Annotated in this window: 19 protein-coding genes; 11 read left to right on the top strand and 8 right to left on the bottom strand. The window is 73.4% G+C overall.

The annotated features are described in order from the left end of the window. Positions 1 to 62: 62 nt before the first annotated feature. Positions 63 to 344: a BldC family transcriptional regulator gene (locus tag ACSMXO_RS40975; protein ID WP_318400883.1), complete on the bottom strand. Its 282-nt coding sequence runs from the start codon at positions 342 to 344 to the stop codon at positions 63 to 65. Positions 345 to 592: 248 nt separating this feature from the next. On the opposite strand from ACSMXO_RS40975, the gene ACSMXO_RS40970 reads away from it, so the two are divergent. Both ACSMXO_RS40970 and cds1 read left to right on the top strand, forming a co-directional pair. Next, entirely contained in the window at positions 593 to 1,045 is a 453-nt protein-coding gene (locus ACSMXO_RS40970) for an Lrp/AsnC family transcriptional regulator (protein WP_346258729.1), read from the top strand. Positions 1,046 to 1,084: 39 nt separating this feature from the next. Further along, positions 1,085 to 2,176, top strand: coding sequence for an L-cysteine desulfhydrase Cds1 (gene cds1 / locus ACSMXO_RS40965; RefSeq protein WP_346258730.1), 1,092 nt, complete (start codon positions 1,085 to 1,087; stop codon positions 2,174 to 2,176). A 21-nt stretch (positions 2,177 to 2,197) separates the two neighbouring features. Here the strand turns inward: cds1 and ACSMXO_RS40960 are convergent, their stop codons facing one another. From ACSMXO_RS40960 to ACSMXO_RS40950, 3 genes are all read right to left on the bottom strand, one after another. Beyond that, positions 2,198 to 2,818, bottom strand: coding sequence for a putative glycolipid-binding domain-containing protein (locus ACSMXO_RS40960; RefSeq protein WP_455416039.1), 621 nt, complete (start codon positions 2,816 to 2,818; stop codon positions 2,198 to 2,200). A gap of 138 nt (positions 2,819 to 2,956) precedes the next feature. Next, positions 2,957 to 4,693, bottom strand: coding sequence for a DEAD/DEAH box helicase (locus ACSMXO_RS40955; protein WP_455416038.1), 1,737 nt, complete (start codon positions 4,691 to 4,693; stop codon positions 2,957 to 2,959). A gap of 363 nt (positions 4,694 to 5,056) precedes the next feature. After that, positions 5,057 to 6,262, bottom strand: a complete 1,206-nt coding sequence (locus ACSMXO_RS40950) for a hypothetical protein (protein ID WP_455416037.1) — start codon at positions 6,260 to 6,262, stop codon at positions 5,057 to 5,059. Positions 6,263 to 6,281: 19 nt separating this feature from the next. Between ACSMXO_RS40950 and ACSMXO_RS40945 the strand changes: the two genes are divergently transcribed. Then, positions 6,282 to 6,758, top strand: coding sequence for a hypothetical protein (locus ACSMXO_RS40945; RefSeq protein ID WP_455416036.1), 477 nt, complete (start codon positions 6,282 to 6,284; stop codon positions 6,756 to 6,758). 780 nt (positions 6,759 to 7,538) lie between these two features. Here the strand turns inward: ACSMXO_RS40945 and ACSMXO_RS40940 are convergent. Further along, entirely contained in the window at positions 7,539 to 9,053 is a 1,515-nt protein-coding gene (locus tag ACSMXO_RS40940) for an NlpC/P60 family protein (protein ID WP_455416035.1), read from the bottom strand. A 253-nt stretch (positions 9,054 to 9,306) separates the two neighbouring features. On the opposite strand from ACSMXO_RS40940, the gene ACSMXO_RS40935 reads away from it, so the two are divergent. Continuing rightward, the gene (locus ACSMXO_RS40935; RefSeq protein WP_455416034.1) at positions 9,307 to 10,494 is read left to right on the top strand and encodes a radical SAM protein; all 1,188 of its coding nucleotides are present in this window, start codon (positions 9,307 to 9,309) and stop codon (positions 10,492 to 10,494) included. 21 nt (positions 10,495 to 10,515) lie between these two features. On the opposite strand, the gene ACSMXO_RS40930 is transcribed toward ACSMXO_RS40935, so the two are convergent. Both ACSMXO_RS40930 and ACSMXO_RS40925 read right to left on the bottom strand, forming a co-directional pair. After that, positions 10,516 to 11,733 (bottom strand): sensor histidine kinase, encoded by a 1,218-nt coding sequence (locus ACSMXO_RS40930; RefSeq protein ID WP_455416033.1) that lies wholly within the window; start codon positions 11,731 to 11,733, stop codon positions 10,516 to 10,518. Continuing rightward, a complete protein-coding gene (locus tag ACSMXO_RS40925; RefSeq protein WP_346258738.1) occupies positions 11,733 to 12,392 on the bottom strand; it encodes a response regulator transcription factor in 660 nt (219 codons plus the stop codon). Before ACSMXO_RS40925 ends, ACSMXO_RS40930 begins: the two co-directional genes overlap by 1 nt. Before the next feature lie 116 nt (positions 12,393 to 12,508). On the opposite strand from ACSMXO_RS40925, the gene ACSMXO_RS40920 reads away from it, so the two are divergent. The 6 genes from ACSMXO_RS40920 (at position 12,509) to ACSMXO_RS40895 (ending at position 17,208) form a co-directional block, all read left to right on the top strand. Then, a complete protein-coding gene (locus tag ACSMXO_RS40920) occupies positions 12,509 to 13,090 on the top strand; it encodes a hypothetical protein (protein WP_455416032.1) in 582 nt (193 codons plus the stop codon). A gap of 113 nt (positions 13,091 to 13,203) precedes the next feature. Continuing rightward, entirely contained in the window at positions 13,204 to 14,379 is a 1,176-nt protein-coding gene (locus tag ACSMXO_RS40915) for an efflux RND transporter periplasmic adaptor subunit (protein WP_455416031.1), read from the top strand. Next, complete coding sequence (locus ACSMXO_RS40910) at positions 14,376 to 15,110, top strand: ABC transporter ATP-binding protein (protein ID WP_346258741.1); 735 nt, start codon at positions 14,376 to 14,378, stop codon at positions 15,108 to 15,110. Before ACSMXO_RS40915 ends, ACSMXO_RS40910 begins: the two co-directional genes overlap by 4 nt. Continuing rightward, positions 15,107 to 16,321 carry an ABC transporter permease gene (locus tag ACSMXO_RS40905; RefSeq protein ID WP_455416030.1) on the top strand — a complete coding sequence of 405 codons (1,215 nt, stop codon included), beginning with the start codon at positions 15,107 to 15,109 and terminating at the stop codon, positions 16,319 to 16,321. The genes ACSMXO_RS40910 and ACSMXO_RS40905 overlap by 4 nt, the downstream gene beginning before the upstream one ends. A 162-nt stretch (positions 16,322 to 16,483) precedes the next feature. Then, on the top strand, positions 16,484 to 16,912 hold the full coding sequence (locus ACSMXO_RS40900; RefSeq protein ID WP_455416029.1) for a hypothetical protein: 429 nt from the start codon (positions 16,484 to 16,486) through the stop codon (positions 16,910 to 16,912). 14 nt (positions 16,913 to 16,926) lie between these two features. Next, a complete protein-coding gene (locus ACSMXO_RS40895) occupies positions 16,927 to 17,208 on the top strand; it encodes a DUF4229 domain-containing protein (RefSeq protein WP_455416028.1) in 282 nt (93 codons plus the stop codon). A gap of 92 nt (positions 17,209 to 17,300) precedes the next feature. Here the strand turns inward: ACSMXO_RS40895 and ACSMXO_RS40890 are convergent, their stop codons facing one another. Then, positions 17,301 to 18,659 (bottom strand): C39 family peptidase, encoded by a 1,359-nt coding sequence (locus ACSMXO_RS40890; protein ID WP_455416027.1) that lies wholly within the window; start codon positions 18,657 to 18,659, stop codon positions 17,301 to 17,303. Between the two features lie 211 nt (positions 18,660 to 18,870). Between ACSMXO_RS40890 and ACSMXO_RS40885 the strand changes: the two genes are divergently transcribed. After that, positions 18,871 to 20,781, top strand: a complete 1,911-nt coding sequence (locus ACSMXO_RS40885) for a M14 family zinc carboxypeptidase (RefSeq protein WP_455416026.1) — start codon at positions 18,871 to 18,873, stop codon at positions 20,779 to 20,781. The last annotated feature ends 29 nt before the right edge of the window (positions 20,782 to 20,810 follow it).

Raw genomic sequence — 20,810 nt, 5'->3', positions numbered from 1 at the left:
TCGTCGTGGCCGCAGCTGGACGTCGGGGCGCATGCGCCGCGTTGTCCAGGCCGGAAGAAGGTTCAGTGCAGGCCGACGTTTCCGGCGCCGGCCGGGCCGGGGCCACTCGGGGTGGCGGGTCCGGCGTTGCGCGGCCGGTTCGCGAGGCCCTCGTCCACCTCGTCGAGCATGCCCTCACCCTCAAGCAGCGCGCGTACCTCCGACTCGCGGAAGCGGCGATGTCCGCCCGGTGTTCGGATGCTGCCGATACGCCCGGCCGCGGCCCAGCGTGTGACGGTCTTCGGATCGACGCGGAAGAGCGCTGCCACCTCGCCCGGCGTCAGCAGACGATCTCCAGTGTCCACAGCCCCCTCCTCGCGTCTACGAAGCCCCCGGACTGGTAGGACCGCCCCCAGAACACATGCTTGCCAGAGCCTTCGTTTAAGGGACGTACGGCAATTACAACACCGCCGGAGTGCCGTGTCCGGCAAACGCGAAAACGTACCGTGTGTGAGGTTAGCCGGGACGATTTACGGCATTTAAGCGCTATGTCGGCAACAATGCTGCCGACCCCGGGCGGCCCGTTCACCCACCCGGACTAGGGTCTCAGAACGTGGACGCGATCGACCTGAGCCTCGTCGAGCTGCTGCGCGGCAATGCCCGCCTTTCGTACGCCGAGCTGGCCCGGCAGGTCGGCCTCTCCGCGCCGGCAGTGCACGAGCGGGTGGGCAAACTGGAGGCCGGCGGCATCATCCGGGGCTATCGGGCGGACGTCGAGCCGGAGGCGATCGGGCTCGGTGTGACGGCGCTGATCGGCATCGTGCAGGACTCCGGCGGCGACACCGACGACGTACTCGAGGCGATCCGGGGCATGCCGGAAATCGAATCCTGTTACTTCATGGCCGGAGTGGAATCGTTCCTGCTCAAGGCGCGAGTTGGCACAATTGCCGAGTTGGAGCAGCTCATCCTGCGGCTGAACCGGACCGCCGGAGTCGCCTCGACCCGGACGGCCGTCGCACTCTCGACGAAATGGGAGAACCGCCCCCAGCCGGTCAGCCCGTCCTGACCCGGCCGGCCGCCGGGGCGGCTTGCTACGTTCCTGGTCATGGAACAGCTCGACCGGTGCGACGACGCCGAACGCGCCTGGGTCACCGAGGCGATCGCGGCGGTGGAGGCGGACGCGAACCGATCCGCCGACACCCATCTGCTCTGCTTCCCGCTGCCCCGCCAGTGGGGGATCGAGCTCTATCTCAAGGACGAGTCGGTGCACCCGACCGGGTCGTTGAAGCACCGGCTGGCCCGGTCGCTGTTCCTCTACGGGCTCTGCAATGGCTGGATCGGGCCGCGTACCACCATCGTGGAGGCGTCGTCGGGCTCGACCGCCGTCTCGGAGGCGTACTTCGCCCGGATGCTGGGCGTGCAGTTCATCGCCGTGATGCCCGCCGCCACCTCGCCGGAGAAGATCGCGTTGATCGAGTTCCAGGGCGGAAAGTGCCATCTGGTGGACGATCCGGCCGCCGTCGTGGTCGAGGCCCGCTGGCTCGCCGAGGACCTGGGCGGGCACTTCATGGACCAGTTCACGTACGCCGAACGCGCCACCGACTGGCGGGGCAACAACAACATCGCCGAGTCGATCTACGCGCAGCTCGCCCTGGAACGGCACCCGGTGCCGGACTGGATCGTGGTCGGCGCCGGTACCGGCGGCACCAGCGCCACCATCGGGCGCTACCTCCGCTATCGGCGGCTGGCGAGCCGGCTCTGCGTGGTCGACCCGGAGAACTCCGCATTCTATCCCGCGTGGACCTCGGGCGACTGGTCGGCCACCACCGACGCCGGATCCCGGATCGAGGGGATCGGCCGGCAGCGGGTCGAGGCGTCCTTCCAGCCGAGCGTCGTCGACCGGATGGTGCGGGTGCCGGACGCGGCCTCGCTGGCCGCCATGCGCGTCGCGTCGACCGTGCTGGGCCGGCGGGTCGGCGGGTCGACCGGCACCAACCTGTGGGGCGCGTTCGGCCTGATCGCCGAGATGCGGGCCGCCGGCCGGACCGGGTCGGTCGTGACGCTGCTCTGCGACGGCGGCGAACGCTACACCGACACGTACTATTCGGACGAGTGGGTGGCCGACCGGGGCCTCGACCTGGCCGCACACCGATCCACAGTGGAACGTTTCCTGGTGACCGGCGAGTGGTCCGGATGACGGACGACCGGCCTGCTCGGGTCAGTGCCGGTGCGCCAGCCCGGGATAGTGCAGCACGTAGCCGTCGGCGTCGAGGGTCAGGTCGGCGGTGAAACCCTCGCTGGTGAACCGGACGTTGCCGCCCTCCAGCACCGTGTAGGTCTGCTCGGCCGGCACCACCTGGAGGCTGGGCACCAGCACCCAGACCGCGACGATCCGGTGCGAGCTGCCCGGTGTGGCCTCGCGCAGCCGGAGGCGGCGTACCGGAAGGGTGTTGAACAGCGGCGAGGCGCTCAGGTCGACGTCGACCGCTTCGGCGAGCCGCTCCGGCTCCTCGGTGCCGGGCAGGCCGACGCCCGGCTGGCCGGCGGCGGCCAGCGCCGCGTCCAGGTCGCCCTGCTCGGCCGTGCTCGCCCGCCAGCGGCCGGCCGCCCGCTCCAACCGCAGCGTGCGCAGCCAGCCGGCGCCCTCGCAGCTCACCTCCAGCCCCTCCGCCGCCCAGTGCTCGTCGGTGCGCAGCTCGTAGCGGCAGGTGAAGGCGATCGGGTCGACGGCGAGCGCGGTGCCCCGGGCGGTCAGCCCACGGTGGTCGGTGGCGAGCGTGTGGTCGGCACCGGGCACGTCGGTGCGGCTCCAGAACAACGTCTTCGACATGCTCGGCATGTCCATGGACGTTACCGCCGCCGACCGACAGGAATGCCCGAGCCGCCCGAATCACTCACGCCGGTCGCAGGACCCGGCGGCCCGACCAGCCGATGGGTGACCGTCAGCGGGCCAGGCCGACCTGCGGATGCGGACCGTTCAGCGGGTTGGGGTCGGCCGCCGGCCGTCGAACCGGTGGTCGCGGTGGCCCCGCCGGTCGTCCGGCCGGTCCCCGGGGGCCCGGTCGTCGCGCGGGCGCTCGTCCCGGGATCGGTCCCAGACCGGCCGGTCGGCGTGCGGCCGGCCCTCGTGCCGGAAGCCGCCCTGCCGCCCGCCGGAGCGCCACTCGCCGCCCCGCTCGGCGCGGCCGCCCTGCGGCGGAGCACCGCCGTCGCCGAACCGGCGGTCGCCGTAGTGGCGCTCGCCCTGGAAGCGGTCGCCGTAGCGGCGCTCACCCTGCGGACCGTCGCCGTGCCGGCGCTCGGACTGCGGCCGGTCGCCGTAGCGGCGGTCAGCCCGGGGCCGGTCGCCGTACCGGCGGTCGGAGCGGGGACGGTCCGGGCGCGTACCGGACCCGCGGCGCGGTGCCGGCTCGTCGACCACGGGTACGCCACTCGGCTCCCGGGCACCCGTCACCTCGGCCAGCGCGGCGTCGCCGGAGCGTACCCGGGTCTGCTCCGGCTCGACACCGGCCTTCTGCAACATGGCCAGGGTGGACCGGCGCTGCTTCGGCAGTACCAGCGTGGCGACCGCACCCGACTCGCCGGCCCGGGCCGTACGGCCGGCCCGGTGCAGGTAGTCCTTCGGGTCCTTCGGCGGGTCCACGTGCACCACCAGCGAGACGCCGTCGACGTGGATGCCCCGGGCCGCCACGTCGGTGGCGACCAGCACGTTCGTCCGGCCCTCCTTGAACTCGGCCAGGGTGCGGGTGCGTACCCGCTGGGTCTTGCCGCCGTGCAGCGCGCCGGCCCGGACGCCGACCGCCGCCAACTGCTCGACCAGCCGGTCGACGCCCATCTGGGTCCGGGCGAACATCATGGTCCGGCCCTGCCGGGCCGCGATCGAGGCCGCCACCGCGAACTTGTCGTGCGGCGGAATCAGCAGCATGTGGTGGTCCATCGTCGACACGGCGGCGGTCGGCGGTGCCGTCGAGTGGGTGACCGGATCGGTCATGAACCGCTTGACGAGCGCGTCGACGTCGTTGTCGAGAGTGGCGGAGAAGAGTAGCCGCTGGGCATTGGCCGGCGTCTTGGCGAGCAGCTCGGTGACGTCCGGCAGGAAGCCCATGTCGGCCATCTGGTCGGCCTCGTCCAGCACCGTGACCTCGATGTCGTCGAGGCGGCAGACGCCCCGCTCGATCAGGTCGGCCAGCCGGCCCGGGGTGGCCACCACGATCTCCACGCCACGGCGCAGCGAGTCGATCTGACGGTCGTACGGCACACCGCCGACAGCGGTCTTGAGGAACACCCCGACTGCCCGGCCGAGCGGCATCAGCGCATCGTTGACCTGCATCGCGAGTTCCCGGGTCGGCACCAGGATCAGCGCCCTCGGGTGGTGTGCCCGGGCCTTGGGGCCGGCCGCCATCCGGGCCAGTACGGGCAGCCCGAAGGCGAGCGTCTTGCCGGAGCCGGTCTGCCCCCGGCCGAGTACGTCCCGCCCGGCGAGCGCGTCCGGCACGGTGGCCCGCTGGATCTCGAACGGCGTGTCGATGCCCTCCCGGTGCAGCGCCCGGACGAGCTGCCGGGGCAGCCCGAGGGCGGCGAAATCAACCGGCTCGGCCTCGGTCGGCTCGGCCTCGGCGGGCTCGGAATTGACCGGCCCGGAAATGGCGTCGTCCTGCCCGGCAATCGCGTCCGGGGCGGCCACGGTGAGCGTGCCGGAATCGTCGACGGTCACCGTGTCGGCGGAATCAGCGTGCGCATCGGCAACAGCCGGCACAGTCAAAACGGCTTGCTCATCAGACCCGGAGGTCTCTGCGGCAACGGAACCGGATTGTGCGTCGAATACGGACGGAAACATGCTGGGGTCAGCAAAGGTCGTCAAAGATACCTCTCAAGCGGGGCGCATCTTCGCGATGGCCCGCCGCGACGAGGTCGCCGCTGATTCGCCCGCAAGATCGCCCGGAGGCGCGTGGCACGCGCCAGGTCAACAATCCATCCGAGTGTACGGGGGCCAGCCGCCACCGCCACCTCGCCGCGCACGCCAGTGGGCAGGCTCACCACCCGCGCCCGCCGAACCGCCGACCGCCGGGCGGCTCCGTCAACTGCTCAGCATGCCGTCGAAGAGGCTGCTGAACGCGTCCCCGGCCAGCAGCACCACCATCAGTCCGACCGCGACCAGGATGCCGAGCCCGATCAGCAGTACCAGCACCACCTTGCCGGTGTTCGCCTTCTGCGCAGGGGTGTCCGTCCAGCCCTGGGCCAGGATGTGCCCGGTCAGCGAGCCCGAGTTCTCGAGCTGGTTGGTGGGCATCGAGACGGTGACATGGCCCTCGGGGCCGCCGTACACGGTGCCCTCCGCCCGCTGGTCCCGGGCCCAGTCCCGGTAGCCGGGGGAATGCGGTGTCGTCGCGCCGGCGCCCGGCTGGTGCGGTGAGGCCGGGCCGGCGCCCGACGGGCGGCCACCGGTCGGGGGCCGGCCGGCCGGTTCGGCGGCGACGGCCGGGCCCGGGTCGGCGGTGGGCAGCGAGTAGCCCGGCGTACCGCCGCCGACCAGGTTGGCCGAGGACATCGGGTTGGTCGGTGGTGGCCAGCTCGGCAGGGCGGGCGCCGGAACCACCAGCGGGGCCGGTGCCGGTGGATCTGCCGGCCGGCCAGCCGGCCCACCGGAGACCGGCGTGGCCGGGTACGCCACCGAGGCCGCCGCCGACGTCGGCGGGTACGGCACCGGGCCTGGCGGCACCGGGCCGGGGTTCGGCGGGTACGGACCGGGGCCCGGGGGTACCGGACCGGGTGGAGTCGGGCCGGGGTTCGGCGGGTACGGGGCGGGGCCCGGGGGTACCGGGCTCGGGCCCGGCGGCACCGGAGCGGGCCGGGGCGGCGCGGGCGGGTACGGCGACGGAGCCGGTGGCACCGGGTCGGGCCCCGGCGTGGGCACCGGAGGCACCGGTGCCGGGAAGGGCGTGGGTGCCGGGCTCGGGTCCGGCGGTTCGGGTGCCGGTGGCGCCGGCGGATATGCCGGCTCGGGCGGTCCGGCCGGCTCCGGCGGACGTGCCGGTGCGGGCGGGCCAGCCGGATCCGGTTCGGTACGCCGGTAGACCTTCGCCACTCCCGGCACCGCGGCCACGGCGGCGGCCTCGTTCGGCAACACCGGAGACAGCCCCGGCACCGAGGCACTGGCCCGGGTCGTACCGGCACTGCTCCGCGGAGCGCTGCGCTGCGGCGGCACCGTGTACGACGGGGTGCCGCCAGCGGGCGACCCGGCGTCCCGGGACAACTGGCCGGGGGCGGCCGGCGGTGCTGACACGCTGGCTGCGGGCGGGGCCGTGAAGTGCACGGCCCCGGGCCGCTCCCGGGTCTGGCGTACCGGCTCGGCCGAGGTCGACCCGGAGAGTCCGGTGACGGCCGGCGAGACCGATGCCGACCCGACGGGCGGGACGGATGCCGAGCCGGCCGCCGACACGACGGCCGATCCGCTCGACGGGGCTGGCGGGGACTTGACGGCGTTGGCAAACGCCGACCACGGGGAGTCGAGTGCCGGAGTCTGCGGACGCCGTCGTTGTAGCGGCGGCACCGGAGTCCCCGGGGGCGCCGGGGCCAGCACCGGTGCCGGTGAAGCGGCGGCCGGTGCGGAGGAGTCGGCCGCCGCAGTGCCCGGCGTCGAGGACGCGGCGACCGGGGCGCTCGGTGTCGAGGAGTCGGCGGTTGTAGTGCCCGAGGCCGGGGAGGCGGGTGCCGGGGACGCGGGTGCCGGGGTGGCGGCCGCCGAGTTGGCGGGGGTGGCCAGCTCGCCGGCGCGGTAGGTGCGGCTGCCCGAGGAAGCGGCGGGCATGGCGGCGATCTCCGCTGCGGTAGGGGTGGTGGCCGCCCTACTCACGGCGCGGCCGCGGACCGGCTCTGCCGTGGCGCTGTCGTCGGCCTGCTCCGGTGCGTCGGACGAGTCGCCGGAATCGTCGGACGGGTCGCCAAAACTCGTCTGGGCGTCCGGGACGGCATCCGCGTCCAGCTCACCGGATGGGTCGGCGGACGAGCCGACGGACGGGTCGGCGGTGCGGCTCGCCTCCCCGTCCGGCACCGAGCCTGGATCGTCCCGGATCGAGCGGGAAGCGTCCCGGGCCGAGTCGGAGCCTGTGGAACCGGCCGGGCCTGCTGCGGGCAAGTCCGGTGCGGTCGGGTCTGCTGCGGTCGGGTCTGCTGCGGGCAAGTCCGGTGCGGGCGGGTCTGCTGCGGCCGGGTCCGGTGGCGCGTCCGTCCAGAGTGCTCCGGCGGCGGGCGGCGGAGGCGGCTGGTAGGCCTCGGGGAGCTCCTCCTCGGCTGGCGGTTCCGGCAGCGCGGTACCGACCGGCGGGGGCGGCGGCAGCGGGGACAGTTCGCTCTCGTCCACGCCGTCCCGTCCGGACCGGGTGGCCGCAGCCCGACCGTCAGTATCCGGGGATGCCTCCCCGACAGCCGGTCTGACCTGCGATTCGTCCATTGTTGCCTCCCGCGCCCACACCCGGGCCGGTAGGCCGGGTCGGAAGTACGTCAACCCTCACCGTGCCACATCTCAGCACGAGCGCACAGTCGGCCGGTGACCGGCACCCTCAGTCGCTGTCGGAGCTACCCTCCGCAGCCGGAGCCGACCGGCTGGCGTCGGACGTACCCGCGGTCGGCTGGGCGCCCGAGGTGGTGACCGGCGGTGTCTGTGGCGTGGAGGTATCCGGTGGGTTCGGGGTCGGTGCCGGCGTCACCGGCGGGGTCGCCGGAGGCGTGGTGGGCGGAGGCGTGGTGGGCGGCTTGGTCGCCGGAGGCGTGGTCGGCGGGGTGGTGGGTGGCTTGGTCGTCGGCGGCGTCGTCGGCGGCTTGGTGGTCGGCGGCGGCGTGGTCGGTGGCCGAGTGGTCGGCGGCGGGGTGGTCGCGTTCGGGGCCGGCACCGCCGGGAAGATCCGGGTCGCGGCGTAGAACCGCGACCACCAGACGGTGGAGACCTTGACCACATCGCCGGTGGTCGGCGCGTGCACCATCTTGCCGCCGCCGATGTACATGCCGACGTGGTGGATGCTGGTCCAACTGCTGCCGGAGGCGAAGAAGACCAGGTCGCCGGGGAGCAGGGCCTCCCGGGCCACACTCTGGTTGCGGGTGCTGTTGTACTGGTTGCGGGAGACCCGCGGGATCCGCTTGCCCACCGAGAGATAGGAGGCGAGCATCAGCCCGGAGCAGTCGAACCGGTTCGGACCCTCGGCGCCCCAGAGGTAGGGGTCGCCCCGCTGGGCGAGCGCGTAACGCATCGCGGCCAGCGCCTTGGGGTGCGCGACCATCCCGGCGACGCTGTCGCTGCCGATCGTTGCGCCGATGCGCTGCTCGGCGGCTTCCCGGGCGCGCTCGATCGCCTTGAGCTGGTCCGCGTTGTCGCGCTTGAGCTTCAGCAGGGCGGCGGAGCGTTCCTTGTACCGCGTCTCCGCGGTCGTGAAGGCGGCGACCTTCTGCTGGTAGGTGCTGGACGCGGTCTGGTATGCCGCCTCCGCCTGCTGTTCGGCCTGCTGCGCTCGGGCCACCTCACCAGCGGCCAGTTCGGTGTCGCCGGCACGCTCCTCGCCGCGCTGGATCCGGCCGAGCAGGTCCAGCCCGTGCAGGTCGGAGCCGAACGCACCCGGTGGCAGCCCGGCGGCGTCCTTCAGCGCGCCCGCCGCCGCGTTGTCGGCCGCCGTACGGGCGTTGGCCAGCTCCAGCCGAGCCGTCTGCCGTACGCCGTCGGCGGTGGTCAGCTCGGTGGTGGCCTTGTCCCGCTCCTGTCGTAGTTGCAGCAGTTGGTCGCCGAGTTGGGCGACCTCGACCTCCAGCGCCATGATCTGGCTGGCCAGTGGACCGTTCACGCTCGGCGGCAGCGGATAGGGCGTCGTCGGTGCGCCGGTGCCGGTGGGCACGCCGGGCGCTCCGGCCGGCAGCGGGCGTACCCCGGCGTCCGGAACCGTGTTCGGCAGCGGCGGTTCGGCGTAGACCGGGGTCGCCATCGCGCCCGCCACGATCGCGCCGACCAGGGCTGACCAGACCAGCGGGCGTAGCACCGGCGAAACCGCGTTGACGGGCCGGTCCGGTCGTCCGCGCCTGCTGTTGGCCATGCCGCTCCCGTCCGTGCACAGCAGCGCGCCCGGCGCTGCTGTGGTATCGCCATTAGTGGTGCATCGCGTCCTACTTTGTCTTACCTCAATGCGCCGGGGATGTCGATGCGACGTCGGGTAACGAGACGCTGAGAAGCAGGTTAAGGGTACCTGGGCAAGGTGAACCAGACCGCTGCCGCCACCGCCTTCGCCGGCACCTCGGGCGCTCCACGTAGGCTTGTCGCGGAGATCGTGCCTGGAGGGACGTGCTGCGATGGACGCCGGACGCAAGCGTGAGCTGGAAGAGAAGGTCTACGCGGGAGTTCGGCTCAGCCGTGCCGACGGCGAGGCGCTGTACGCCAGCGACGACCTGGTCTGGCTCGGCCGGCTGGCGCACCACCGGCGTACCGGGGCGGGGGGCGACGGCCGGGTGCTGTTCGTCGTCAACCGGCAACTGAAACTGGCCGACTTCTGCGCGGCCGGCTGTGCGTACTGCTCTTTCCGCCCGGAACAGGGCGAGACGGACCCGATGCCGGTCGACGAGGCCGTCCGGCAGGCCACCGCGCTGGCCGCTGACGGGCTCACCGAGCTGGACCTCGTCAACCCGGTGCACCCCATGCTGCCGTGGCGGCACTATCCGGAGCTGCTGCGCGCGCTGACGGCGGCGTTGCCGGACGTCCGGCTGACCGGCTTCGCCGCGACCGAGCTGCGCTGGCTGGAGCGGAGCACCGGACTGCCGGCCGACGAGATCCTCGACGAACTCGTCGCCGCCGGGCTCGCGTCGCTCAGCGGCGGCGGGGCCGAGATCTTCGACCCGGAGGTACGCCAGCGGCTCGGCCTCGGCGACTGCACCTGGGAGGACTGGTCCCGGATCCACCGGCTCGCCCACGCCAAGGGGCTCGGTACCCCGGCGACGATGCGCTTCGGTCACGTCGAGGAGCCCGGGCACCGGGTCGACCACGTACTGCGGCTGCGCGAACTACAGGACGAGACCGGCGGCTTCACCAGCTTCCTGCCGCTGCGCTACGAGCACGACCTCGTGGCCCCGGCCGGCGGCGGACTCCGGCCGCAGCCGCCGACCGAGACGGCATCGACGGCATCGCCGGCCGAGTCGCTGAAGACCTTCGCGGTGTCCCGGCTGCTCCTCGACAACGTGCCGCATCTGACGTGCTGCTGGGCGACCCAGGGGCCTTCCGTGGCGCAACTCGCGCTGCACTTCGGCGTGGACGACCTGGCCGGCGCGGCGGCCGAGCACCGGATCGGGCACGGCGCCGGCCCGGCCGGTACGCCCGCCGCGGTGTCCCAGGAAGACGCGCTGTCCCGGGAGGAACTGCTCCACCTGATCTGGGACGCCGACTTCCGCCCCGCCGAGCGGGACAGCCGGTACGCGGTGCTGCGCGAGTACGACGCCCCGCCGAGCCTGGCCGAACGTCGGGCCGAGCCACAGCAGGTCTGGGCCTGATCCGGGGCGCTCCGGGACGGCTCAGCCGAGGGCCAGGTCGGCCCGTACGCCGCCGCCGGGGCGGGGGGTCAGGGTGAACCGGCCGCCGTGCGCGCGGGTCACCGCGTCCACTATGGCCAGTCCGAGGCCGGCGCCACCGCCGCCGTACACCCGGTCCTGCCGGCCCCGCCGGAACGGTTCGACCAGTTCACCCAGGCGCTCGGCATCGACCTCGTGGCCGGTGTTCTCGACCACGATGGTCGGCCCGTCGGTGCGGATCCAGACGGTACCCCCGGGATGGTTGTGCCGGACCGCGTTGCGGACCAGGTTGTCCACCAGCAGCTCCAGCAGGACCGGATCACCGGAGACGGTGCTGGCCGGCAGCCCGGCCCGCACCTCGATCGACCGCTCCGCCAGCTCGGCCGCGCGCCGGTCGAGCGCCTCCCGGGCCAGCCGGTCCAGCCGGACCGGGCAGAGCGTACTGGTGCCGTGCTCGCTGCGGGCCAGCGCGAGCAGCCCGGTGACGATCCGGTCCTGCCGGTCCAGCACCGTACTCAGTTGCCCGGCTAGCACCGCCAGGTCCGGGCTGGCGCCCGGCGTCGCCGCCGCCACCTCGACCAGGGTCCGTGAGGTGGTCATCGGGGCGCGCAGCTCGTGCGAGGCGTTCGCGGCGAACCGGCGCTGCGCCTCGAACGCCGTCTCCAGCCGGTCCAGCATGCCGTTGAAGGTCTCGGCGAGTTCCCGCAACTCGTCGTCGGGCCCGGAGACCGGGATCCGCTGGTCGAGGTTGCGTTGGGAGAGCCGCCGGGCGGTACCGGAAACCAGGTGTACGGGCCGGAGCACCCGACCGGCCATCAGCCAGCCCAGCCCGGCGGAGGCGAGCGTCATCACCCCGATGGTGAGGGCGGAGTTGCGGACCAGCCGCTCCCGCAGCTCCCGGCGGGCCGCCTCCTTGGCCTGGAGCACTCCGTCCGCCTGGTTCAGCTCGTCCAGCGTCGCGGTGAACTTGGCCGGTGGCGGCGACGCGCTCTTCCGCAGCTCGACGGCCTTCTGCGGCGGCTGGCTCTGCGACGACGGGGCGAAGGTGAGGGTGATGATCAGCGTGGCGACCGCGGCCCCGGAGAGCGCGAAGAGGGTGGCGTAGAGCAGGGTGAGCCGGGCCCGCACGGTGAGCCGGAGCCGCCACCCCCGGCCGGCCACCTCGGGCCGGGCCGTGCTCCGGGCGCCCACGATGCGCCGGGCCGCGCTTCGGCCGGCCATCACGGAATCCGGTAGCCGGCGCCGACCACGGTGTCGATCACACCGGGTTGGCCCAGTTTCTTGCGCAGCGTCCCGATGGTGGTCCGCATGGTGTTGGTGAACGGGTCCGCGTTCTCGTCCCAGGCCCGCTCCAGCAACTCCTCGGCGCTCACCACCGCACCCTCGGCGGAGAGCAGGACGTAGAGCACCGCGAACTCCTTCGGAGCCAGCCGGACGTAGCGGGAGTCCCGGGTCACCACCCGCTGCGCGGGGTCGAGCCGGATGCCGGCCCGCTCGATCACCGGCGGCCGGGCCGGAGCGACCCGGCGGAGCAGCGCGTGCACCCGGGCGACCAGCTCGGCGAAGGCGAACGGCTTCGGCAGGTAGTCGTCGGCGCCGAGGTTCAACCCCTCGACCCGGTCGGCCAGCGTCGACGCGGCGGTGAGCATCAGGATCCGGGTCTGCTGGCCGCCGTCGTGCACCAGCCGCCGGCACACCTCGTCGCCGAGGACCTCCGGCAGGTCCCGGTCGAGCACCACCACGTCGTACCGGGTGGTGCCGGCCCGCTCCAGCGCCTGCGCCCCGTCCAGGGCCACGTCCACGCTCATCGCGTGCTGCCGCAGCCCTCGGGCGATCGCGTCGGCCAGTATCTCGTCATCCTCGGCAACCAGAACCCGCATGTCGTCGAGTAAACGCCCCCTGGCTTAAAGACGACCTCAAGAATTCCGCGCATCTCCTGTTGACACCCCGGTCCCGATGCTGGCCCGGACGGATCTCGAACGGAAGGAACCAGCGGATGCGGACCAGAATCGGCGGCGTACCGGTCGCCGCGCTCGCCCTGCTGATCGGGCTGGCACTGCCCGGCTGCGGCGGCGGCGACGGGCCGGACCCGGGTGGCGGCGCGGGTACGGGCACCTCGGCGGCGTCCGGCGGAGCCGACCCGGCCGGCGAGCTGCGGGCCGCCGCGCTCCAGTTCAGCTCGTGCATGCGCGAGCGTGGCTACGACGTACCCGATCCGGTCTTCGACGAGCGGGGCTTTCCCGGCTTCGCGGAGCCGGAGCTGCGCGGCGACCAGCGGTACGAGGCGGCCCGTGCCGAGTGCCGGGTGGCGCTGGACTCGGCGGCGGTGGCGGCCGGCGCACCGACGAAGGACGAGATGGCCGAGCAGTTGCTCGCGTTCGCCCGGTGCATGCGGGAGCGGGGCGTCGACATGCCCGACCCGCCGGCCGACGGCGGACTCCGGTTGGACGGCGACCTGCTCTCCGCGCCGAACTGGCGGCCGGCCGCGCAGGCCTGCCGGGAACACCTGCCGGCCAAGTACGCCGACCTGGTCAACGGAATGCCGGCCGGGCCGAAGGGAACGGGGCAGACGAAGTGACCGCACCTGTGCCGGCCACGCCCCACCGACGCGCGGCGGCGGTCCCCGCCGAGCCGGCGCCCGTCCCCGGCGCGGTAGCTCCTGACGAACCGTTCCCGGCGCCCGTCCCCGGCGTGGTAGCCCCTGACGAGCCGGGCCCGCCGCCTGGCTCCGGGCGGCGCTGGCCGCGCCGGTTGGCCGGCGCCGCCGCGATACTGCTGCTGGCCGCCACCGGACTGGTCGGCTACCGGTACGTCGGCCGCCAGCCCACCGAACCCCGCCCGGCGGCGGCGACCCTGCCGACCCGGCCGGTGACCCGGTCCGATCTGGTCTCCTCGGTGCAGGCGACCGGCCGGCTCGGCTTCGCCGGCGCGTACCAGCTCGTCGGGCAGGTGGCCGGGACGGTGACCTGGGTGCCCCGGCCCGGCCAGGTGGTCGAGCGCGGGCAGCGCATCCTCGGCGTCGACCTGCGCCCGATCCCGCTGCTGTACGGCTCGGTGCCGTTCTACCGGCCGCTCGCCCCGGGCAGCAGCGGCGCCGACGTACGGCAACTGGAGCGGAACCTGGTCGACCTCGGGCACGCCGATCCTGACCGGCTGACCGTCGACGACTCCTACACGGCGGCGACCGCCCGGGCGGTGCGGCGCTGGCAGGACGACCTGGGAGTGGACGAGACCGGCGAGCTGGCCCCGGGAGACGTACTGGTGACACCCGGGGCGGTCCGGGTCGGGGCGGTGCAGCCGCTGATCGGCCAGCGGATCCAGCCGGGCGAGACGGTGCTGACCGGGACAGGCACCGGGCACAGTGTCCAGCTCGACCTGCGGCTGTCGTACCGGGCGCTGGTCCGGGTCGGTCAGGCGGTCCGGGTGCAACTGCCGACCGGCCGTACCGTCGACGGCACGGTGGCCACGCTGGGCAGCGCCGCGCAGACCTCGTCCAGCCAGGGTCAGAGCCTGCCCGGCGGTACGGCGGCACAGGCCGGTGGGCAGCCGACCGGGTGCCAGGGGAACTCCTGCCCGCAGACGGTGCCGGTCGAGGTGCGGATCACCGCACCGGAGAGCCAACTCGGCGGGGTCTCCGAGGGGACGGCCACGGTCACCCTCCCGGCCGAGACCCGGCGCGGCGTACTCAGCGTGCCGGTGGAGGCGCTGACCGTCGGACCCGACGGGGCGTACGCGGTGGTCGTGGTGGGCCCGGAGAGCGGCCGGCGGAGCGTACCGGTGCGGACCGGGATGTTCACCTCCGGCCGGGTCGAGGTCTCTGGGGCGGGACTCGCCGAGGGCGACCAGGTGGAGGTGCCGACGCTGTGAGCGGACCGAGCGGCGGACCCGTCCTCGAACTGCGCGCCGTCTCCCGGCGGTACGGCGACCTGCCGGTACTGCGCGACGTCGACCTGCGCGTCGACCGGGGCGAACTGCTGGCCGTGGTCGGCCCGTCCGGCTCCGGCAAGACCACCCTGCTCCAGTTGATGGGCACCCTGGACCGGCCCACCGGCGGCACCGTCTACGTCGACGGCCGGGACACCGGGCGGATGCGGGAAGCGGAGCTGGCCGCGCTGCGGGCGTACCGGATCGGTTTCGTCTTCCAGCAGTTCTTCCTGACCCCGACGCTCTCCGCCGTCGACAACGTCGCCACCGGCCTGCTCTACACCGGCCTGCCGGCGGCCCGGCGGCGGGAGCGGGCGGTGGCGGCGCTGCACCGGGTCGGGTTGGCGCACCGGCTACGGCACCGCCCCGGCCAGCTCTCCGGCGGTGAGTGCCAGCGGGTGGCGATCGCCCGCGCGGTCGTCGGCGACCCGGCGGTGGTACTCGCCGACGAGCCGACCGGAAACCTCGACTCGCGCTCCGGCGCGGCCGTGCTGGCACTGCTGCGCGAGCTGAACGGTGACGGCACCACGGTCGTGGTGATCACCCACGACCCGGGGCTGGCGGCCGCACTGCCCCGCCGGATCGGCATCCGGGACGGCCGGGTCGTCTCCGACCAGCGCACCGCCGAGCCGCCGCTAGCGCACCGCGCCGAGCCGACGGGGGTGGCCGGATGACCGGCGCGGGATTCGCGGGCCGGCTGCCCCGGTCCCGGCTGCGGGCGGCCGACGTGCTGCCGCTCGGCCTGCTCGGCATCCGGGGCCGGCCGGCCCGGGCGGCCCTCTCCGGCCTCGGCATCGCGATCGGCATCGCCTGCGTCGTCGCGGTGCTCGGGATCTCCGCGTCCAGCCAGGCCGGGCTGCTGGCCCAGATCGACGCGCTCGGCACCAACCTGCTCACCGTGCAGCCGGGCAAGTCGCTCACCGGTGAGGACGCCCACCTGCCGGCCGAGGCGCCGGCCATGATCGCCCGGCTGCCCGGGGTGCGGGCCACCGCGCACGTCGGCCGGGTCGACGGCGGCGTCTACCGGCACGACCGGATGCCGGCCGGCAACAGCGGCGGCATCGCGATCCTGGCGGCCAGCCTCGGCCTGCCGGCGACCCTGGAGGTGCCGGTGGCCTCCGGAAGCTGGCTCAACGCCGCCACCGAGCGGTACCCGGTGGCCGTGCTCGGCTCCGCCGCCGCGCGCCGGCTGGGCATCACCGAGGTACGCAGCAGCCCGCAGATCTTCCTCGCCGGTCACTGGTTCACCGTGGTCGGAGTACTCGGGCCGGCGGTCCTCGAACCGGCCGTCGACTCGGCGGTGCTGGTCGGGGTACCGGTGGCAATGGAGCGGCTGGGCTTCGACGGGTTGCCGACCCGGATCTACCAGCGGTCGGCCGAGGAGGCCGTGCCGAGGGTCCGGGAGCAGTTGCCGATGGTCGCGAACCCGGCCAGTCCGAGCGAGGTCGAGGTGAGCCGGCCGTCGGACGCGCTGGTCGCCAGGGCGGCGGCCGAGGCGGCGTACACCGGGTTGTTCCTGGGGCTCGGCGCGGTGGCGCTGCTGGTCGGCTGCGTCGGGATCGCCAACGTCATGGTGATCGGGGTACTGGAGCGGCGGGGCGAGATCGGGCTGCGCCGGGCACTGGGCGCGACCCGGGCGCACGTACGGCGGCAGTTCCTGACCGAGTCGGTGCTGCTGTCCGTCTCCGGTGGTGCGGCCGGAGCCGTGATCGGGGCGGGAATCACGATCGGCTACGCCGCCGCCCGGGACTGGGCGGTGGTGGTACCGGTCGACGCGCTCACCGGCGGGTTGCTCGGCAGCCTGCTGGCCGGCGCTCTCGCCGGGCTCTACCCGGCGGCCCGGGCCGCCCGGATGCCGCCCACCGAGGCGCTCCGGGCCGGGTAGGCCGGCGACCGGTACTCGGGTGCTCCGCTGTCGCCGTGCGCACCGCCCGGCCCGGCAGGGGTGGTTCCGCGCCCGCTCACGTACCCTCGAAAGGTCATGAGCGGGCGGAGCGGGCGCGGATCGGGGTCGACGTCTGCCGGTGGAGCGCAGCGGAGAGGCGGCATGACCGAGCGGAGCGAGCGGGCACCCTTTCCCCGCCGGGACGACCAGGGGCGGATCGTGGTCCTGGCCGACCTGCTCGGCGTCGCCCTGGTCGGGGTGGTCGTCGGGCTGGTGGCGCTGCTCGTCATCGACCTCGGTGCCTCCCTGGTCGGCCTCGGCGAGTTCGGCCGGGCGAGCGGGTGGCTCGCGGTGGTCCTGCCGGCCTGGATCTTCGTCGAGGAGTTCCGGGCCTGGCGGTTCGGCCCCGCCCGGGTCGCGGCGGCACTGGTGGCCGCGGCCGTCGGGATCGCCGCCGGACTGCTCGCCGCCGGGCTGGCCGAGTCGACCCCGCCACTGGTCTCGGGCGGGGTGGCCGCGGCGGTCTTCGCCGTGGCGTACGCGTTGGTCTGGTTTGTCGGCGTCCGCTGGCTCGCCGGCCGGACGAACTGATCGGAGATGCGCAGATGAGTCCCGCGGTGAAGTACACGCTGGGCCGGATCGGGCTGTTCGTGGCGGTCGCCCTGGCGCTCTGGCCGGTCGAGATGAACCTCTTCCTCAAGCTCATGCTGGCGGTGGCGTTCTCCGCCGCACTGGCGTTCTTCCTGCTGCGCGGCTGGCGGGACGAGATGGCCCAGCAGTTGGCCGGGGCGGCGGAGAAGCGCCGGGCCGAGAAGGAGCGGCTGCGCGCCGCGCTGGCCGGCGAGGAGAAGCCGACCGACGCGGAGAAGCCGACCGACAAGGCGTAGGCACGGCCGGCACGGCACCGACCCCGCACCCGGACGCCGTTGGCCGGGTACGGGGCCGGTGATCCTCCCCAGGTGAGCTGGCGTCGGTGCGGCTACCAGTTGGTCGAGCCGGCCAGCTTCGGCCAGGGCCTCCCGCACGGCTTCATCAGGTACGCGATCCCGCCCGACCCGCCGGAGACCCCGCCGCTGGCGTTGATCCGCTTGGTCCGCAGCCAGATCTGCTCGAACTGGTCCCGCCGGTAGACATTGCGCACCGCGTCGTTGGCCGACGACGCCGGGTCGTTGACCACCACGTCGCCGTCGGCGGTGAAGCCGACCACCACGAACAGGTGCCCCGAGGTGCCGTAGTTGGCCCCCTCCAGCTCCTCGGCCAGGAAGGACTGGCTGGTCACCACCGGGATCCCGGCGTTGATGAAGTGCTCCACCTCGTCCAGCGAGTGCAGTCGGGTCACCTTGGCGTCCAACCCGTACGAGGCGGCGTACGCGGTGTTGAACGGCCAGTTGCCGCAGCCTTCGTACGCGTAGTCGTAGGTCATCCGGGCGGCGTGGTTGACCGACGGGTCGGGGTAGCTGGGGTCGACCCAGGAGGTCTGCTCGGCCGACGGCTTCCGGCCCCAGTACTCCAGCACCATGGTGGTGGAGGTCGGCGAGCACCAGGCCTGGCCGCCGCCGTTGTACTCGGGGTAGTGCCCGGCGTGGATGTTCTGCGAGTAGCGGGGCACCGCCAGCTCCCGGCCCCAGGCGATCCGGCCGGTGCTCGCCGGCACGGTGAACCGGTCCGGCACCAGCGAACTCATCGCGCCGAGCAGCCAGACCCGGGGGGAGCGGCGGCTCTCCGGCGCGCGGTAGAGGGTCAGCCGCAGTTGGTACGCCCGCAGTAGCACCCCGGTCGCGACGTCGTCGATCGAGAAGGTGTCGGTCCAGATCGTCGAGTACGGGTCGCCCTGCCGGTTCACGCTGGTACGCCGGATGTCCTGGTCGCCGGCGGCCCACCGGCCCATGACGTACCACGGGGTCCGGGCGCCGGTGTTGTAGGTGCCCTGGAGTTCGACCTGGATCCAGGTGCCGGCCGGGGTCTCGGCGTTCCACGAGGCGACCAGTTCGCTGGCGTCGAAGCCGACCGGGGTGACCGGCGAGGTCCAGGTGGCGTACGACCAGGTGCGGGTGGTGCCGGTGTGCGGATCGGCGTATTCGGTGCTGCCGGCCGGGCGCAGCATGGTGATCCCGGTCCGCGCGCCGGGAAGGGCGATGGTGCCCTGGTGGGTGCCGCGCCGCCAGTCGGCGTAGCTGGAGAAGCCCTGCCAGGTGATCTGCTCGTCGTGCGGTGCCGGGCGGGGGCGGCCGGTCGCGGCGCCGGCCCGGGCCGGCACGCCGGTGCCGAGCAGGGCCAGGCCGGAGAGGCCGGCGAGGGTGAAGGTGCGTCGGCTGATCTGGTTCGGCGAACTGGCCATCGATGCTCCGCAGGGGGACGAAGGTCGGGGTCCTGTCGCCACTATTCCGCTCGGCAGGAACTTTCGCCAGATGTTCAAGCTAAGAAAATCTTTGCCGGGAGAAGGGTCCAACTGGCATGGGACGCCAAGTGATCCATATTGATATGACCATGGTACGGATGGTGCAGTGTGCACTACCCAGCGGAGTCCTCCCTACCCCCAGGAGGTTTACATGCCCTTCCGCACCTGGACGTCCGGGCCGTCGATCCGGCACCGGGCCCGGGCCGGCGCGCTCGCCGGCACCGTCGTGCTTGGACTCGTGGTGGCCGGCATCGGCCCGGCGGCCGGCGCCGCCAGCGCTCGACCGGACCGGGCCGAGGCCGGCTCGGCGACCAGCGCCGAATACCGGGTGACCGGCCCACGCACCCTGGCCGACCGCAACGCGGTGGCCGCCACCGGCACCAGCATCGACTACGTCGAGCACGGCACGCTCTACGTCACCGCCACCGCCGCCGAGGTGAAGGCGATCACCGCGCTCGGCTTCCAGGTGGCGGCCGTACCGGCGGCGCCGGACCGCGGCCAGCACGAGCACGGCGACGTGGGAGTGCTCGACTTCCCGCCGGCCGACTCGGCGTACCACAACTACGCCGAGCTGAACGCGGTGCTCAACCAGGTGGTCGCCGACCATCCGACCATCGCCCGCCGGTCCAGCATGGGCACCTCCTACGAGGGGCGCGACCTGCCGGTCATCAAGATCTCCGACAACGTCGGCACCGACGAGAACGAGCCGGAGATCCTGTTCAACTCGCAGCAGCACGCCCGCGAGCACCTGACCGTCGAGATGGCGATCTACCTGCTCAACCTCTTCACCGACAACTACGGCTCCGACTCCCGGATCACCAACATCGTCAACAGCCGGGAGATCTGGATCGTCCCGACGGTCAACCCGGACGGCAGCGAGTACGACATCGCCACCGGTTCCTACCGGTCCTGGCGGAAGAACCGGCAGCCGAACAGCGGGTCGTCGAACGTCGGCACCGACCTGAACCGGAACTGGGGCTACAACTGGGGCTGCTGCGGCGGCTCGTCCGGCTCGACCTCCTCGGAGACCTACCGGGGCCCGTCGGCGTTCTCCGCGCCGGAGACCGCCCGGCTGCGCGACTTCGTCAACAGCCGGGTCGTCGGCGGTACCCAGCAGATCAAGGTGAACATCGACTTCCACACCTACTCGGAGCTGGTGCTCTGGCCGTACGGCTACACCACCGCGAACACCGGGCCGGGGCTGAACGCCGACCAGGAGCGAACCTTCCGAACCCTCGGCCAGCAGATGGCGGCCACCAACGGCTACACCCCGGAGCAGTCCAGCGACCTCTACATCACCGACGGGGACAGCCTGGACTGGATGTGGGCGACCCACAACATCTTCGCGTACACCTTCGAGATGTACCCGGGCTCGGCCGGTGGAGGCGGCTTCTACCCGCCCGACGAGGTGATCCCGGCGCAGACCTCCCGCAACCGGGAGGCGGTGCTGATCCTGAGCGAGTACGCAGACTGCCCGTACCGGGTGGTCGGGCTGCAGGCGACGTACTGCGGCACCGGCGGCGGCACCACGGTCTGGTCGGACACCTTCGAGACCGCGACCGGCTGGACCGTCAACCCGGCCGGCACCGACACCGCCACCTCGGGGGCGTGGGAACGGGGTACCGCGCAGGCGACCACCTCCAGCGGCGCCAAGCAGCTCGCCCCGTACGCCGGCAGCAACGATCTGGTCACCGGCCGGCTGGCCGGCGCGGCGGCCGGTGACCACGACGTGGACGGCGGCCTGAGCACCGCCCAGTCACCGGCGATCACGCTGCCCGGCAGCGGGACGTTGACGCTCTCCCTGGCCTGGTATCTCGCGCACGGGTCGAACGCCTCGTCCGCGGACTACCTGCGGGTGAGCGTCGTGCACAGCGGCGGGACCAGCCAACTGCTCAACCAGGCCGGCGCGGCCAGCAACCGCAACGGCAGTTGGACGACCGCCACCGCCAACCTGTCGGCGTACGCCGGGCAATCGGTGCGGCTGCTGGTGCAAGCCGCCGATGCCTCCGGGGCCAGCCTGGTGGAGGCGGCGATCGACAACGTGACGATCACCAGCTCGTAGCGGTCCGACCCCCCGAGCCCGCTCGGTGG

The organism is Plantactinospora sp. DSM 117369 (assembly GCF_053764795.1).
The sequence above is the reverse complement of the archived record's forward strand: the minus strand, read 5'-3'. Positions and strand labels throughout refer to the sequence as shown.